This is a genomic window from Achromobacter sp. E1, from assembly GCF_037039475.1.
GTDB lineage: Bacteria > Pseudomonadota > Gammaproteobacteria > Burkholderiales > Burkholderiaceae_B > Achromobacter > Achromobacter mucicolens.
Genome location: NZ_CP146253.1, coordinates 375,657 through 390,655, shown reverse-complemented (window position 1 = coordinate 390,655; position 14,999 = coordinate 375,657). Strand labels below are relative to the sequence as shown.

At 64.5% G+C, this 14,999-nt stretch carries 14 protein-coding genes and 1 pseudogene; 4 read left to right on the top strand and 11 right to left on the bottom strand.

Annotation, left to right across the window (positions count from 1 at the left end):
* Positions 1–243: 243 nt before the first annotated feature.
* From V6V88_RS01790 to V6V88_RS01765, 6 genes and pseudogenes are all read right to left on the bottom strand, one after another.
* Positions 244–1,047: a DUF6708 domain-containing protein gene (locus tag V6V88_RS01790; RefSeq protein WP_223574050.1), complete on the bottom strand. Its 804-nt coding sequence runs from the start codon at positions 1,045–1,047 to the stop codon at positions 244–246.
* 136 nt (positions 1,048–1,183) lie between these two features.
* Complete coding sequence (locus tag V6V88_RS01785; protein WP_081100983.1) at positions 1,184–1,708, bottom strand: DUF6708 domain-containing protein; 525 nt, start codon at positions 1,706–1,708, stop codon at positions 1,184–1,186.
* Between the two features lie 275 nt (positions 1,709–1,983).
* A complete protein-coding gene (locus V6V88_RS01780; protein ID WP_338617462.1) occupies positions 1,984–5,256 on the bottom strand; it encodes a T6SS effector BTH_I2691 family protein in 3,273 nt (1,090 codons plus the stop codon).
* Between the two features lie 359 nt (positions 5,257–5,615).
* A complete protein-coding gene (locus tag V6V88_RS01775) occupies positions 5,616–5,765 on the bottom strand; it encodes a hypothetical protein (RefSeq protein WP_230964955.1) in 150 nt (49 codons plus the stop codon).
* 65 nt (positions 5,766–5,830) lie between these two features.
* A pseudogene (locus V6V88_RS01770) lies at positions 5,831–5,935 on the bottom strand (tripartite tricarboxylate transporter substrate binding protein); the annotation flags it as partial.
* 77 nt (positions 5,936–6,012) lie between these two features.
* On the bottom strand, positions 6,013–6,915 hold the full coding sequence (locus V6V88_RS01765; RefSeq protein WP_338617460.1) for an NAD(P)/FAD-dependent oxidoreductase: 903 nt from the start codon (positions 6,913–6,915) through the stop codon (positions 6,013–6,015).
* A 121-nt stretch (positions 6,916–7,036) separates the two neighbouring features.
* On the opposite strand from V6V88_RS01765, the gene folB reads away from it, so the two are divergent.
* Both folB and ttcA read left to right on the top strand, forming a co-directional pair.
* Positions 7,037–7,396 carry a dihydroneopterin aldolase gene (gene folB / locus V6V88_RS01760; protein ID WP_056565007.1) on the top strand — a complete coding sequence of 120 codons (360 nt, stop codon included), beginning with the start codon at positions 7,037–7,039 and terminating at the stop codon, positions 7,394–7,396.
* A gap of 1 nt (position 7,397) precedes the next feature.
* Positions 7,398–8,366 carry a tRNA 2-thiocytidine(32) synthetase TtcA gene (ttcA, locus tag V6V88_RS01755; RefSeq protein WP_338617455.1) on the top strand — a complete coding sequence of 323 codons (969 nt, stop codon included), beginning with the start codon at positions 7,398–7,400 and terminating at the stop codon, positions 8,364–8,366.
* 75 nt (positions 8,367–8,441) lie between these two features.
* Here ttcA and V6V88_RS01750 read toward each other — a convergent pair whose 3' ends face one another.
* The 5 genes from V6V88_RS01750 to apaG all read right to left on the bottom strand — a co-directional run bounded on the left by V6V88_RS01750 (position 8,442) and on the right by apaG (position 13,296).
* Entirely contained in the window at positions 8,442–9,398 is a 957-nt protein-coding gene (locus V6V88_RS01750) for a D-2-hydroxyacid dehydrogenase family protein (protein ID WP_338617452.1), read from the bottom strand.
* Between the two features lie 67 nt (positions 9,399–9,465).
* On the bottom strand, positions 9,466–10,254 hold the full coding sequence (locus V6V88_RS01745; RefSeq protein WP_056319260.1) for a DsbC family protein: 789 nt from the start codon (positions 10,252–10,254) through the stop codon (positions 9,466–9,468).
* Between the two features lie 153 nt (positions 10,255–10,407).
* Positions 10,408–11,577, bottom strand: a complete 1,170-nt coding sequence (locus V6V88_RS01740; protein ID WP_338617450.1) for a UbiH/UbiF family hydroxylase — start codon at positions 11,575–11,577, stop codon at positions 10,408–10,410.
* On the bottom strand, positions 11,574–12,881 hold the full coding sequence (locus tag V6V88_RS01735) for a murein transglycosylase A (RefSeq protein WP_062840100.1): 1,308 nt from the start codon (positions 12,879–12,881) through the stop codon (positions 11,574–11,576). Before V6V88_RS01735 ends, V6V88_RS01740 begins: the two co-directional genes overlap by 4 nt.
* Positions 12,882–12,921: 40 nt before the next feature.
* Complete coding sequence (apaG, locus tag V6V88_RS01730; RefSeq protein WP_056319266.1) at positions 12,922–13,296, bottom strand: Co2+/Mg2+ efflux protein ApaG; 375 nt, start codon at positions 13,294–13,296, stop codon at positions 12,922–12,924.
* Between the two features lie 127 nt (positions 13,297–13,423).
* On the opposite strand from apaG, the gene rpe reads away from it, so the two are divergent.
* Both rpe and V6V88_RS01720 read left to right on the top strand, forming a co-directional pair.
* Positions 13,424–14,152 (top strand): ribulose-phosphate 3-epimerase, encoded by a 729-nt coding sequence (gene rpe, locus V6V88_RS01725; protein WP_056319268.1) that lies wholly within the window; start codon positions 13,424–13,426, stop codon positions 14,150–14,152.
* A 10-nt stretch (positions 14,153–14,162) separates the two neighbouring features.
* Positions 14,163–14,870, top strand: coding sequence for a phosphoglycolate phosphatase (locus V6V88_RS01720; RefSeq protein WP_063956000.1), 708 nt, complete (start codon positions 14,163–14,165; stop codon positions 14,868–14,870).
* Positions 14,871–14,999 lie beyond the last annotated feature (129 nt).

The window sequence follows — 14,999 nt, the reverse complement described above, 5'->3', positions numbered from 1 at the left end:
GGCGGCCTTCGTGGACTTACGCGGCGTCTTGCGTCGTCGCTTTGACGCTTCGCGTGTGGCTGCTTCCTCTCAAGGTGTCTGACACCCTGGTGAGATTTCCGTCATACCCAGTGCGTCTCCCTAGGGTGTCAGACACCGGCAGAAGTGGGCGTTCGCCAATCGAATGTACCTGGGCTGTGGCGCTGCAGTAGGTGGCAAGCGGGCCCTTTGGGCAAGCGATCCAGTCCTCGGCCTCGACCGCCTTCACGGTGCAGTTCGTGATTCAAGATCCATATCCGCGGGCCACTGGACCCTAGGGGCTAGACGCAAGGCGATGTTGTAGGGAGCGACGTCGTTGGTATCACGTGGTTCGGCACGATCAGGGTCGAGGCCTTTAATGCCGTTCTGCATGTAGGCGCACACGTAGGCCCAGAAATTGGAGGTGTTCGCAGCGTCGGTGTTCAATTGGAAGCGCGCCACGACGTTGTTCGTGCCGGGTTTCACCACCGCGATGGAGACGCCTTCTTTGATGATGAGCCCGCCGCCAGGCGTCGCACCACGGACTTTCCACTTCTCTGCTCGCAAGTCGTCCCAGTCGTAACTCGCCGTGGTGACGCATCCGCGATCGAAGGGATTCCACCAAACTGATTGGAAGTCGTAGACGTATACCTTACGACGTAGGCGATTGAAGCGGAGCGGAAGATCGCGGGGTGGGGAAACGTCGGCACGATAGAAAATGCATGCTGCGTAAGCGCACAGGGCAAGTGTCATTACGTCTAGAAAGACAATTCCAACAATCTCACCGACGGAGCTGAAAGCCGCCGCAGTCGCATAAGAATGCGCTGCGGAAAAAATTACATACTTGAGACCCACCCATGCCATAACCAGTGAGAAGTAAAAAATCCCTCCGCGAAGGCTCGACGTGTTCCGGGCGAACTGGACATACGTTCCATCCATATGCGTCGGTGCCTGCCATAGCAGCATTGGGGGCTCGTCGAGCGGGTCGTTGGGGCCGGGAAGATCCCGTTGCCAGCCGACGCAGGGGGGATTCAGTTGAGGTTTCGCCATCAGCGTTCCCTAGAAATGTCGATGGCGGCGAAGTGGGCGTTCGCCAATCGAATGTACCGGGGCTGTGGAGCTGCAGTAGCTGGGTGGCGAACGGTCCCTTCTGGAAAGCGAATCCAGTCTTCGGCCTCAACCGGCTTCATGGTGCCGTTCGTGATTCAAGATCCATATCCGCCGGCCACTGAACCTTTGGGGCCAGGCGCAAGGCGATGTTGTAGGGAGCGACGTCATTGGCATCGCGAGGTTCGGCACGATCGGGGTCGAGGCCGTTGATGCCGTTCTGCATATAGGCGCACACATACGCCCAGAAGTTGGAGGTGTTCGCAGCGTCGGTGTTCAATTGGAAGCGCGTCACGACGTTGTTGGTGCCTGGTTCCACCACCGCGATGGAGACGCCTTCCTTGATGATGAGCCCACCGCCCGGAGTCGCGCCGCGGACTTTCCACTTCTCTGCGCGCAGGTCGTCCCAGTAATAACTCGCCGTCGTCACATACCCGCGCTCGAAGGGATTCCACCAGACTGAATGGAAGCCATAAACGTAGACCTTGCGACGTAGGCGATTGAAGCGAAGCGGGAGATCGCGTGGCTGGGAGACGTCCGCGCGATAGAACACACATGCTGCCCAAACGCATACTGCGATGGCAATTGCAAACAGCAAGAACATTCCTATTTCAAAAGCCCCCACACCCGTCGTCGTGATGGCCCTGAGATTTCTAGTGATCAGAATTGTCTGTTCGAGACATGTCCATGCAATCAGCAGCGAAAAGAAAAGGAGCGTTCCGCGAAATATAGATGTACTCCGAGCGAACTCGACATACGTTTCGTCCATATGCGTCGGAGCTCGCCATAGCAGCAGAGGGGGCTCAATGAGAGGGTCATTGGGGCCCGGCAGATCACACTGCCATCCGGCGCACGGGGGACTTAGCTGTGGTCTCGCCATCAAATTTCCTCCGTGATCTCGATAGCTGCGAAGCCGGTGCTGTCGTCCTTATCCGGCCAGAATGCCACAGCAAATGTTGCCGATTTAATCGTGTTGATCGGATCCAGCCAGTATCGGCCGCTGAGAATCGGCCGTTCCGATGTTGGTTTCGTCTCGCCGACCAGCGTGTAGTCGGGATGATTGAAGTCCGAAGTTTGCACGCCGTGGGCGGTATCGTTAACTTGCCCAGATGCCATGACGTGCGAAGACAGAGTAGGACTTCGTTTGCCATCTTGTGCGAGGCCAAAGCGCTCGGTAGTGAGGGTGAAGCGGTAGCGGGATCGTACGGTATCGAAGCCAGGTAGGATCGCCCTATAAACAAGCGCTTTTGTCTGTATTACCGCGCCGCGGTTCTTGAGCACTTCAATGTCTTCGCTATAAAGCTCATCTATCGGTCTTGCTCTGCCTTCATCAGAGAAACGGAGGTCGACATCCATGCCGAGGACTGCGGCGTTGAGTGCAGCGATGGCGACGTCCATATTCTCCGGGTCGCGCCAGTGTTCACTACCTTCTGTTCGGCCGAAGTAGCACCGCCGAGCCCATTTTTCCAAAGTATCGGACTCTAGGATTTTTGCGATCTGCAACATCGCGTAGGCGACTAGTCCGACAACAACGCCCGCTCCCAACGCTCCGAACAGCGCAAGCGACCCCGTAACTCCAAAATAAGTGAGCCCGGCTCCGATGATCGATAGAAAGCCGGAAAATGCGTAGGGTATTGCGACAACAGCTTCGCCAGCCTTTATTACACGGATGCCGGCCCGAAAACTAGCACCGGCATCCGCAATCCCCGCCAAAGCCGAAATCGCTCCCCCCACCATCACCATCTTCGAACCCAACCCGACGACGCGCGTGAGCACGGGAGTTTTCTCCACACCCCAGCGCAGCACGAACCCTCGGGCAGCGTCCGCCGGTACCTTGATAGCCAGACCGGCGGCTTCAACACTCGCTCCCATGAAGCCCAGCGCCACGCTATAAAACGCCACAACAGCCTCCGGATGGCGCGCGCCGACTTTCGCATCCAGGTCAGCTAACGTGCTTTTCAAGCTGTCCTGCAGAAAATACAGGCCGATGAAAGACAAGCCACCATCCACGCTACCCACGGCCAGGCTCTTCAAGCTCGCAAAGGTGCTGCCGGCGACACGACGAGCCCCCGCCGCGCCAACTTGCAGGCCCTCGAGCACCGCGGCGGCAGCGGGTTCCAGATTCTTCAGGCCGGCGTTGACCTGGCGTAGCGCAAACTTGACCTCTCTGTTGATCTCTTGCCCAAGCGCGCCAGCAGCCTGCCTGATATCCTGCGCGCCCTCCTTGGCTTCGCGGCTGAAATCCAGGATGCGCTTCTTGACCTCTTCTGCAGTTCCATGCGCCCATAGCGTGACGTCGATGAGCACATTGCGGACATTGGCATTCGGGATGGTGATCAGACTGCCCAGCAACATCGCACGTGCCCGTTTGCCGGCGGCCTTTTGGGCGGAGTTGGCGTGCTCGCGAATCTCGCTCGACAGCAGCTCGAAGCACTCCCCCACCGTGAGCTGGATGGTGACCTGGGTGAACCTGGCCTTACCGTACAGCCAGGCGGCGCCGGACTGCAGGTTGTCTAAAGCCGCCTTGGCGCCGATGGTCAGGGTGCTTTCGAGGCGATTGCTCGCATCGTGAATGGCCGCCAACAACTGATCGGCAGATTCGACAACGAGCGTCCGGCGCCAATCGCTTCCCTCCTTGCTCGTGGCGACCATTTTTATCGCGTCATAGTATTTCTTGCCTGCCTCTGAGGGCATCGCGTCCGAGAACAAGGGTTCGAACGCCTGCTGCAAGTCGGTGCATTGCCCATTGAGCGCGATGTAGGCCGGACTACCTGCGTCGGACAGCAGGTCTTTCCATGCCCTGCTGCTGGGGCCCAAGGCTTGCGGCGTGGGCTTTTCGCCTGGTTGGCTCTCGTCCGCCGGCGTTGTCTGCTGTGGCGGGGCATCCGTGATGCCGCCCGCGAGACAAGCCGCGGTGGTGCTCAGGCGGCATTGCTGCGAACGCGCATCGGCGTCCGCATAGTCCAAAGCCATGATCCGGCGCCAACTGGCGCCAGCCACCAGGTCGGCCCAGTCGGTTGCATAAGCGTCGATCTGCTTTTGAAAGCGGTCGTCTTCCTTGTCGTACGCATCCTGAAAAGTCTTTCGTCCTGCAGGGCCAGTTTCCCAGTAACGATCTTCTAGCCGGGCCATGCGACGCCCGGTCTCGCGATTGACCACGCCAGCACGTTGTTGTGCTGGGTCGTGGAATACGGGCGGGACGCCGGATTCGCTGGACGTCCAATAGTCGCTAGGTGGCGGCGGCGGCGGGTGTGCAGCCTCTACCTGCTGGGCGATGTAAGCTTTGATTCCGAGCAGGCACTGCGAGGTGAGGTAGGCATACCGCCGTGTTGGCTCTTCACGCCACCGCTGGCGCATCGTGTTGACAGAAAGACGCAGGCTGTTGAGCTCTGCGGCCATGCCCACCGGATCGGGCAGGATGAGTCCTGCAACCCCCTTCGCAAGCCCATGCTGCTTTTCGAGCATGCGCAATTTCGCCTGCATGGCTTCCAGGCGGGCATGACGGGGATGCCAGTCATGAACGCTACCGAAGTCGCGCGTGCCGATGGCGTACTCGGCGACATGCTGGGCAAGATCGTCACCGTGCCCAAGGGCAAGCGCCTGGTCGCCACCTGACGGATCCTGCTTGAGCGTGATCAGATTGATCACCCTGAACCGCTGCCGATAATCAGCGCGCAGTGCCTTTCCATCAGCGTGCTTGCCGGTGCGGTAGGCATCGAGTGTCGCCTTCGGCCAAGGGTCCTGTGAAAAAGCGATCCAGGCCTGCTTGTTCGCTGCGGTGTCGATGTTGATGAATGCCGAGCGCAGATCGTGTCCGGCGTCCAGGCAAGCTTTGGCTAGGGGCTCGGGCGCCGCCCGTGGCATGGAGAATGGATTGAACTGGCGCAGATAGCCTTCCGGGGTGACCTGATAGGCATGCCAGATTTCTTTGTCCAGCAGCACATAGACATACCCCTGCCGCAATACACGCAATGCGGTCTGAATGGATTCGTGACTCAGTGCGCCATGTTGCTTGAGTCCGCCTGTGACCGGCATGATGGCAAGCCGTAGCGGCAGGATCGGTAAGCCGGTACGTTCACACGCGCTGCACGTGCCGGTGGGATTGGGCGCCGCCTGGCGCCGGGCCTGGGTCAGGGTCTTGCTGATGCTCATGTGTAGTTCGCGGCGGGAGGTAATGACGCAACGATGCGCTGCCACGCAAAGTCGTCGTAGTTGTCAAAAACGCGCACGGGTTGTCCTTGGTGCCAAGTGGCACTACCGCTTTTAGAAGCTGCCGATACTGGGTGTAAATCAAAGGAGTCTTATTAGTGAACCGAATTGATCTGGTGTTAGCAGATGCTTGAAACGATCCGATTTATCTGCCGCAGTATCCTGAGCGACAGCACGTGACTAACGCCGACAGCGCTAAAAGGTTGGGCGACGGCGGTCACGTCCAGGCACAGCGCGGCGGCCGATACGACGGCCAGGGTTGTGAAACGTAGCTTCTTTGCCTGGCGCCGGGCGCTCGACGTTTACGCGTAGCGCGGCGCTTGCGTGAAGTGCAGCGGCGCGCCGGTGACGGTGCGCAGGAAGGCTTCGCTGACGCCCGCCTTCATGGCGTGCACCTGCAGGCCGATGGGCATGACGTCGATGACGGCGAGGTCGGGGTAGATGCGGGACACGTGCCGTCGCGGCTGCGGTGTTCCATGGTGACGAGCACCTGCATGGCGCCGACGGTCAGGTCCATCGCGGCGCCGGCCCGATGCTCCACGATGACCTGCTGCCCCAGCCTGGCCGACAGCTTGTCGGCGATGAGGCGCGCCGAGATGTCGGTGGTGCCGCCGGGCGCGGCGCGGTCAAATGCCTATTTTGGAATCCGGAGGTGTGGGTTCGCCTGGGCTGAAGAGCGCATCGTGGCCCGCGGCCCGTTCACGCCCCCGCGCGCTCCCAGCGCCGCTGGATGGCCTTGGCGGCCACCACGCCGTCGGCCATCGAGGTCACCACGCACGGGTGCATGCGGTGCGCGACTTCGCCAATGGCGTAGATGTCCGGCACGCTGGTCTCGGCGGAGGCGAAGTCGGTGCGGATGTAGCCGCGCTCGTCGCGCGCCAGGTGCAGCGTGTCGGCAAACGCGGCCTGCGGTTCCCAGCCGTAGAAGACCAGGATCAGGTCGTACTGGCGGCCGTCCACGCTGCGCGCGGCGGGGTCGACCTGGTAGGGGCCGATGTGCACGCCTTCGGACCCGGCGCGCGTAACCCACTGCTGCTGGGCACGCACGCTGCGGGCATACAGATGAACCGTTCGAGCGCCGCGGTTGCGCACGTAGACGAAGTTTTCAAAGGCGTTGTCGCCCCCGCCCAGCACGGCGACCGACAAACCCGAATAGTCCTGCGCCACGATGGGCGAGCCGGGACCGATCAGCACGCCCGGCCAGGACGCGCCCGGCGGATGGCCGGGCAGGCCCTTGGCGCGCACGCCCGAGGCGATCACCAGGGTGCGGGCGCGGGCCAGGGTCTGCGCGCCGTCGGGACCAGAAAGCGCGGCCTCGATGCCGCCCTTGCACGGCCGCACGCCGGCGACGCGGGTTTCCAGCCGCAGGGGTACGTTGGCGGCGCGCACGCTGGCGTCGATATTGGCCGCCACCTGCTGGCCGGTGACGCCGGGCAGGACCGCGATCCAGTCGTCGGCAAACGGGTTGTCATTGCCCAGGCCGCCCAGGCGGGCGCTGGCCTCGACCAGCAACGGCGACAGGCCCAGGCGGGCCAGCCAGAGGGCGCAGGAGGCGCCGGCCGGGCCGCCGCCTACAATGACCGAATCGTGCATCTGTTGCATTTCACCCCTTATTGACTGCGCCGGCGCCTCGCGGGCGCCCGGACATGGCCGGATTGTAGCCAGCGCGTCACCCCATCCGCCGTCGCCTTACAATTCGGGCTATTCCACCCAGGTTTTCATCATGCCCACTCGCCGCATCATTCTTTCCGGGCTTGCGCTCGACGCCCGCATCGGCATCCTCGAGCACGAGCGCCGCGCCACCCAGCCCCTGCATGTCGATGCCGAATTCGACGTCGACATCCAGCGCTCGGTGGACGACCACGATATCCACAGCGTGCTGGACTACCGCCGGCTGCGCGAGGCCATCGTCGAGGAATGCACGCAGGCGCACGTGAACCTGATCGAAACCCTGTCCGAACAGGTCGCGGCGCGCCTGCTTGCCGACTTCCAGGAGATCCGCGCGCTGCGCCTGCGCATCAGCAAGCCCATGGCCTTCTCCGACTGCGCGGCGGTGGGCGTGGAAATCCAGATCAACCGCTGACATGAACGATATCGCTCCCCCCGGCGTGCAATTTCGCACGCCCGCCGACGAAAAAGCCCGGCACGAAGGCAACAAGCTGACCAAGCGGCTGGCGCGCGAGACCACGCGCGCCCTGTCCGACTACAACATGATCGAGGAAGGCGACCGCGTGATGGTCTGCCTGTCCGGCGGCAAGGACTCCTATGCCATGCTGGACATCCTGCTGCAGCTCCAGAAGCGCGCGCCGTTCAAGTTTGAACTGATCGCCGTGAACCTGGACCAGAAGCAGCCGGGCTTTCCCGATCACATCCTGCCGCAGTACCTGAAGGAACTGGGCGTTCCCTTCCACATCGAGACGCAGGATACGTATTCCATCGTCACGCGCGTGCTGGAAGAGGGCAAGACGATGTGCTCGCTCTGTTCGCGGTTGCGCCGCGGCATCCTGTACCGCGTCGCCTCGGAACTGGGCGCCACCAAGATCGCGCTGGGCCATCACCGCGACGACATCCTGGCCACGTTCTTCCTGAACCTGTTCTACGGCGGCAAGGCCAAGGGCATGCCGCCCAAGCTGGTATCCGACGACGGCCGCCACACGGTGATCCGCCCGCTGGCCTACGTGGTCGAGTCCGACCTGATCGCCTACGCCGAGCTCAAGCAATTCCCCATCATTCCGTGCAATCTTTGCGGTTCGCAAGAGAACCTGAAGCGCAAGGAAGTGGGCCGCATGATCAAGGAATGGGACAAGCAGCACCCGGGCCGGTCGTGGAACGTCTTCAACGCGCTGTCGCGCGTCGTTCCCTCGCACCTTATGGACCGGGACCTGTTCGACTTCGTGGGCCTGAAGCCCACGGGCGTGCCGGACGCCAACGGCGACACGGCATTCGATACGGTCGACCCCACGGAAGACGCGGACCAAGCGTGCGGCGATACGCCGACAGCGTTGGAGCCGGGCGCGATCATCGAAAAGAAGGTGGTCTTCTCGCGCGGGTGACACGGCGCGGGACAAACAAACTAGGGGCTGCGATTGCAGCCCCTTTTTTTGCAGCCTTGCGCGTGCATTGCAGAATCAGGCGTTCAGCACCCGGATCGGCGCGCCCGCCGCCCAGGCCTTCACGGCTGCCAGGCAATTCTGGTAGAACGCCTCGAAGTTTTCGCGGCTGACATAGCCCAGGTGCGGCGTGAGGATCACGTTGTCAAGGTCGCGCATAGAGTCGGTGGGCGACAGGGGCTCCTCGGGGAAGACGTCCAGGCCCGCGCCGGCGATGCGGAATTTCACCAGGGCGTCCATCAGCGCTTCCTGGTCGACAAGACCCGCGCGCGACGTGTTCACGAGGTAGGCCGTGGGCTTCATGGCGGCCAGCGCGGTGGCGTCCACGATGTGACGGCTGCGATCGGACAGGATCAAGTGCAGGCTGACCACGTCGGACGTGGAAAAGAGTTCGTGCTTGTCCACGCGCGTGACGCCGGCGGCCTGGGCGCGCTCGTCCGTCAAGTTGGGGCTCCAGGCCACGACGTCCATGCCAAAGGCCAGTCCCACCTTGGCCACCGCGGCGCCCAGCTTGCCCAGGCCCACCACGCCCAGGCGCTTGCCGGCCAGCGGCTCGGGCATGCCGGTCTGCCACATGCCGCGGCGCATGGCGGCGTCTTCGGCGGGAAGGTGCTTGAAGAGACCCAGGATGTGCGCCCACGCGAGTTCCGCAGTGGCGGTGTTGGCATCGGCGCTGCCGGGCGCGCCGGACACGACGATGCCCTGCTCGGTGCAGGCCTGCATGTCGATGGCGTTGTTGCGCATGCCGGTGGTGACCAGAAGCCGCAGCTTGGGCAGCGCGCGGATGCGTTCCGCCGGGAACGGCGTGCGTTCGCGCATGGCGACGATCACGTCGAAGGGCGCGAGCGCGGTTTCGACCTGGTCGTCGGGGATGAAGTTGTTGAAGATCTGCACCTCGGCGTCGCCGCCCAGCGAGGTCCAATCCGCATAGCGCCGGGCTACGTCGTGGTAATCGTCGAGAATTGCGATTTTCAAGTCTTGTCTCCGGGAGGGATGGCGCTTGCCGCGCCCCCCTTTCCCGGGCCGGCGCGACGCGCGCCGGTCAGTTCAAACGGGCCTTGAGCTGGTCCAGCGGCAGCGCGCCGCTGATGCGCGAGCCGTCGGCGAAGAACAGCGTCGGCGTGCCGCGCACCATCAGTTGCTGGCCAAGCGCCAGCAGCTTGTCTTCGGGCACGTCGCAGTTGGCGGTGGCCGGCGTCTTGCCGCGCAGCATCCAGTCGTCCCAGGTCTTGCCCTGGTCCTTGGCGCACCAGACGTTGCGCACCTTGACCTTGGAGTCGGGCGACAGGATGGGATAGAGGAAGGTGTAGACGGTCAGGTTGTCCACGTCTTCGAGCGTCTTGCGCAGCTGCTTGCAGTAACCGCAGTTGGGATCTTCAAAGATCGCGACCTTGCGTGAGCCATCGCCCTTGACCTGCTTGATCGCCAGATCCAGCGGCAGTTGGTCGAAGGTGACGGCGCTGAGCTTTTCCTGCGATTCGCGGGTGACGTCGCGGCGCGTGGCGGCGTCGATCAGCGGTCCTTCCATGACCCAGGTGACGCCTTCATCGGTGTAGATCAGGTCCATGCCGAGCTGCACTTCGAACAGGCCATAGGGCGTGCGGCGCACGGTCGTGACATTCATGCCCGAAAAACGCTGCTGAAAGCGCTCTTTGACGGCGGCCGACTGCGGATCGAGTTCGGTGGTGGAGACACTTTTCTCGCCTTTGGCCGCCTGACCCACGGACTGCGTGGAAACGGACTTTGCGCCCTGCGCTTGGGCCGTGGCGGACAAACCGATGCCCGCGGCGAGGAAACAGGCCGCCAACGTGGCGGGAATGCGGAATTTCATCGGTACTCCTGGTCTTGTCAGTCGTGTGTCTTGCCGGAAAGCGTAACCGATCCGGGAGGGACAGCCGCGGCAGGCGGCGGGTGTGCGTATCCCTATCAGACGGCCGCCGGCCGCCGCAGGTTCCGCCCGGCGCCGCCGCCGGGCCTGGCTGGCCTAGTTGGCGGACGCCCCCGCGATCAGGCGGCGCTTGATCAGCGGCGCGCGCTCGACCCAATGCATGCCGGCGTTGCGCAGCCAGACAAGCGGCGTCGCCTTCGATCCGAAGAGCTTGTGCAACCCGTCCGTGGCCAGCCGCATGGCCAGTACCGGCTCGGCGCGCGCCCGCTGGTAGCGGTGCAGCACGCGCATGTCGCCGGCCTGGCGGTAGGGTTCACGTCCGGCGACGATGCGGGCCAGCGCCTCGACGTCGCCCAGCCCCAGGTTCAGGCCCTGCCCCGCCAGCGGGTGCAGGCGGTGCGCCGCGTCTCCGGCCAGTGCGATGCCGGGCGCGACCATCTGGGCGCGCTCCAGCGTCAGCGGAAAACCGTGCAGCTTGCTGCGGACCTTCAGGCGGCCGAGCCGCCCTTCGGCGGCCTCGGCCAGCAAGGCTTCCAGACGGGCGGTTTGCGCTTCCTGCGGCAGTTCCAGCAATTGCTGCGCCAATTCGCTGCGCATGGACCAGACCATGGACACCTGCGGACCGTCCGCGGTATCGGGCAGCGGCAGCAGCGCCAGCACGCCGTCGTCGCGGAACCATTGGAACGCGGTGCCCTGGTGCGGCAGTTCGGCGTCCAGATGCACGACGAGTCCGGTGTCGTTGTAGGACTGGGCTTCGTGCTTCAGCCCGGCCGCCTCGCGCAGCGGCGAGGCCGCGCCGTCGGCGCCGACGAAGAGCTCGGCCTGAATGCGCGCGCCGCTTTCGGTCTGGACTTCGCCATTCTGATAGCCGGTGCAGCGGTCTTCCAGCCAGGCGATGCCGAACATGCGCACGGCCTGAATCAGGACGCGCTCGATCTCGCCGGATTCGACAATCCAGGCCAGCTGCGGCAGCGCCGCCTGCCAGGCGTTCAGGTTCACCTGGCCGTCCGCGTCGCCGTGGATCTCCATGGCCTGCACGGGCATCAGGCGGGACGCGGGCATGGCGTCCCACACGCCGATGTCGGCCAGAAAGCGCTGGCTGGCGGGCGAGATGGCGTAGACGCGCGGGTGATAGTGGCTGGGATCGGCCGGCGGCACGGCGGCGCGCGGCGCCAGCACGGCCACGCGCTGGCCGCGGCGGGCCAGCGCCAGGGCGGTGGACAGGCCGACGATGCCGGCCCCGCAAACTACGATCTGATGGCTCATCGTGCGGAGGGCTCCCCGGCCTGTTTGGGCCACAGCAGCCACATCTGGCCGCGTTGCTTCATGCGGCCGGCCTGCTGCCCGGCTTCTTCGCCGTAACCCCAGTAGAAGTCGGCGCGCGCCGCGCCGCGGATGGCGGTACCGGTGTCCTGCGCGAACACCAGGCGCTGCAGGGGCCGGTCCGACGCGGGATAGGTGGTGGACAGAAAGAGCGGCGTGCCCAGCGGCACGAAGGTGGCGTCCACCGCCACCGAGCGCCGCGGCGCCAGCGGAATGGCGTAGGCGCCCTTGGGGCCTTGCTCGGGATCGATCACTGCCTCTTCGCGGAAGAACACCACCGCCGGGTTGGCGTTGAGCATTTCAGGCACGCGCTTGGGATTGCGCTGCGCCCACGCCCGGATGTTCTGCATCGACGCCTGATCGGCGGTAAGTTCGCCGCGGTCGATCAGCCAGCGGCCGATGGACACGTAGGGCTGGCCATTGTGGTCGGCGTAGGCGACGCGGATGGTCTTGCCGGCATCCGGGCCGTCCGTCAGCTGCACGCGGCCGGAGCCCTGGACCTGCAGGAAGAAGTTGTCCACGGGGTCGTCGACCCACACCACGACGGGCGGGCGGCGGCCGGAAGACGATTCGATGGCGGCGCGGGTGTCGTAGGGCACGACGCGCTTGCCGTCGAGCTTGCCGCGCACGCGCTTGCCGGCCAGGTCCGGGTAGACCGATCCCAGGTCGATCGTCAGCAGGTCGGCGGGCACCGCGTACAGCGGCCACTGGTAGACGCCGCCCTGGCGGCGCGATCCGCGCACCAGCGGCTCGTAGTAACCCGTCACCGTGTTGGTGGCGGGCTTGCCGTCGGCGGCGTTCAGACGCCAGGGTTGCAGGTAGGTCTGCAGAAAGCGGCGCACGCCTTCGCCGTCGCCCGCAGCGGGCGCGCGGGCCGGATCGATGGCGGCGGCGCAAACCGGCTGCCAGGCGCGCGGCGTGGCGCGCGCGGGCGCGGCCAGGTTGCCGCTGGTGGGCCGCATCAGGCCCTTGCAGTTGCGCAGGAAAAGGGGCCAGAACTGGGTCAGGTCGTCGGCGCTCCAGCCGGGCAGCTCGGACCAGTTGGCCGGTTTGAGCTTGCCGGCCAGCGCGCGCGGCGGGGAATCGGGCAGCGAGGCCAGCGGCGGCACCACGAGCGGACCGTCGGTCACCGCCGGGACGCGCGCGCCGGGGGTGGCGGGCTGGCCGGATTCAGGGGGGATATCCGAGGGGGTGGAACATGCCGCCAGAAGGACCGACAGCACGGACAGGCTAAGAATGCGCTTCATGAGCTAATGGAAAGACGTGCAACGGATGGCCGGACCATGCTCAGTGCAAGGTGCGCGGCATGGCCAGGACGAATTCGGAGATCGGCACTTCGAACGGGATGCCGTTCTCGCCGACGCAGTGGTAGATGCCGCGCATCGTGCCCACCGGCGTGGGCAGGGGACAGCCGCTGGTGTACTCGAAGGTCTCGCCCGGGGCCAGCAAGGGCTGCTGCCCCACGATGCCCAGGCCGCGCACTTCCTGCACGCGCTGGTTGCCGTCGGTGATGATCCAGTGGCGGCTGATCACCTGCGCGGGGTGTTCGCCGGTATTGGTGATGCGGACGGTGTAGGCAAACACGAATTGCTGTTCGCCGGGGTCGGACTGTTCGGGCACGAAGCGCGGAGAGACAGAGACGCTCAGGTCGTAAGGTTTCACAGTCCTTCCCTGTGTGGCTGCACGCGGGCGGCGCAACGTCGGCGCCCACGCTTGAAAGACGGAATTTCAGATGCGCCGGACCGGGGCATACCCGCTGCGGCGCCTCAAACTGCAATAATGGCACATTATGCCCTCCCCGACCCCGAACATCATGTCCAAGCAAACGGCCTGCACCCGCATTACTCCCAGCATCCTGTCGGCTGACTTCGCCCGGCTGGGCGAAGAAGTCCGCAACGTCGTCGCCGCCGGCGCCGACTGGATCCACGTGGACGTGATGGACAACCACTATGTCCCCAACCTGACCATCGGCCCGATGGTCTGTGCGGCCATCCGCCCCCATGTCCAGGTGCCGATCGACGTGCACCTCATGGTCGAACCGGTGGACGCGCTGGTGCCGCAATTTGCCAAGGCCGGCGCCGACTACATCAGCTTTCACCCCGACGCGAGCGCCCACGTGGACCGCACGCTGTCGCTGATCCGCGAAAGCGGCTGCAAGGCGGGCCTGGTCTTCAACCCGGCCACGCCGCTGTCCTACATGGACTACGTGATGGACAAGATCGACCTGGTCCTGATCATGTCGGTGAACCCGGGCTTTGGCGGCCAGAGCTTCATTCCGGCGGCGCTGACCAAGCTGCGCGAGGCGCGCGCCCGCATCGACGCCTGGATGCAGGCCGGCGGCCAGGAGATCGTTCTGCAGGTGGACGGCGGCGTCAAGATCGACAACATCGCCGAAATCCGCGCCGCGGGCGCCGACACCTTCGTGGCGGGCTCGGCCATCTTCGGCAAGCCGGATTACGCCGGCATCATCAAAGCCATGCGCGAGCAGATCGCCATCGGCGAAACCACCGCCGTCTAAGGAAATCGACATGACCGCTTTTCGCGCCGCGCTGCTGGACCTGGACGGCACCCTGCTCGACTCCATTCCCGATCTGGCCTTCGCCGCCAACGCCATGCGCGTCGAACTTGGCATGATCGCGCTGCGCGAGGACGTGGTGGCCACGTTCGTCGGCAAGGGCGTGGACAACCTGGTGCGGCGCAGCCTGGCCGGTTCGCTCGATGCCGCCGACCCGGCGCCCGACGAATTCCAGCGCGCCCGCGAGGCCTTCTACCGCCATTACCACCTGGTCAACGGCGAGCGCGCGCAGGTCTACCCGGGCGTCATCGACGGGTTGAAACTCATGCGCGATCAGGGCCTGAAGCTGGCCGTGGTGACCAACAAGCCCACGGAATTCACCTTGCCGCTCTTGCAGCGCACGGGGCTGGCGGGCTTTTTCGAGGCCGTGGTGTGCGGCGACACCTGCGAGCGCCGCAAGCCCGACCCCGACCAGATCCACCATGCGTGCGACCTGATGGGCGTGGGCGTGAACGAGGCCGTGACGATCGGCGATTCGATCAACGACGCGCAGGCGGGCCGTAGCGCGGGCACGCAGGTGCTGGTGGTGCCGTACGGCTACAACGAAGGACGTGACGTGCGCGAGTTGGATGTCGATGGTATAGTTGACACGCTTGTTGACGCCGCCCAGTGGGTCGCGCTCTGGAATCAAAACCAGAACGCCGCTAAAGTCCCAGCCTGAAGCGCGTCGCAACCCAGGCACGAATTCAATACCGCGTACTCATACCGAACCGCTAAATGAACGTCTCCATCCAGAACCAAATGCTCGGCGCCTCGTGGCGTTGGTGGCGTTTGTCTTCCGGGTGGCGAT

Bases quoted from the DNA above. Each gene is read 5' to 3' on its own strand.
- V6V88_RS01780 (WP_338617462.1), bottom strand. From the start codon at position 5,256: ATGAGCATCAGCAAGACCCTGACCCAGGCCCGGCGCCAGGCGGCGCCC.
- V6V88_RS01785 (WP_081100983.1), bottom strand. From the start codon at position 1,708: ATGTTCTTGCTGTTTGCAATTGCCATCGCAGTATGCGTTTGGGCAGCA.
- ttcA (WP_338617455.1), top strand. From the start codon at position 7,398: ATGAACGATATCGCTCCCCCCGGCGTGCAATTTCGCACGCCCGCCGAC.
- folB (WP_056565007.1), top strand. From the start codon at position 7,037: ATGCCCACTCGCCGCATCATTCTTTCCGGGCTTGCGCTCGACGCCCGC.
- V6V88_RS01740 (WP_338617450.1), bottom strand. From the start codon at position 11,577: ATGAGCCATCAGATCGTAGTTTGCGGGGCCGGCATCGTCGGCCTGTCC.
- V6V88_RS01745 (WP_056319260.1), bottom strand. From the start codon at position 10,254: ATGAAATTCCGCATTCCCGCCACGTTGGCGGCCTGTTTCCTCGCCGCG.
- V6V88_RS01735 (WP_062840100.1), bottom strand. From the start codon at position 12,881: ATGAAGCGCATTCTTAGCCTGTCCGTGCTGTCGGTCCTTCTGGCGGCA.
- V6V88_RS01790 (WP_223574050.1), bottom strand. From the start codon at position 1,047: ATGGCGAAACCTCAACTGAATCCCCCCTGCGTCGGCTGGCAACGGGAT.
- V6V88_RS01765 (WP_338617460.1), bottom strand. From the start codon at position 6,915: ATGCAACAGATGCACGATTCGGTCATTGTAGGCGGCGGCCCGGCCGGC.
- V6V88_RS01720 (WP_063956000.1), top strand. From the start codon at position 14,163: ATGACCGCTTTTCGCGCCGCGCTGCTGGACCTGGACGGCACCCTGCTC.
- rpe (WP_056319268.1), top strand. From the start codon at position 13,424: ATGCCCTCCCCGACCCCGAACATCATGTCCAAGCAAACGGCCTGCACC.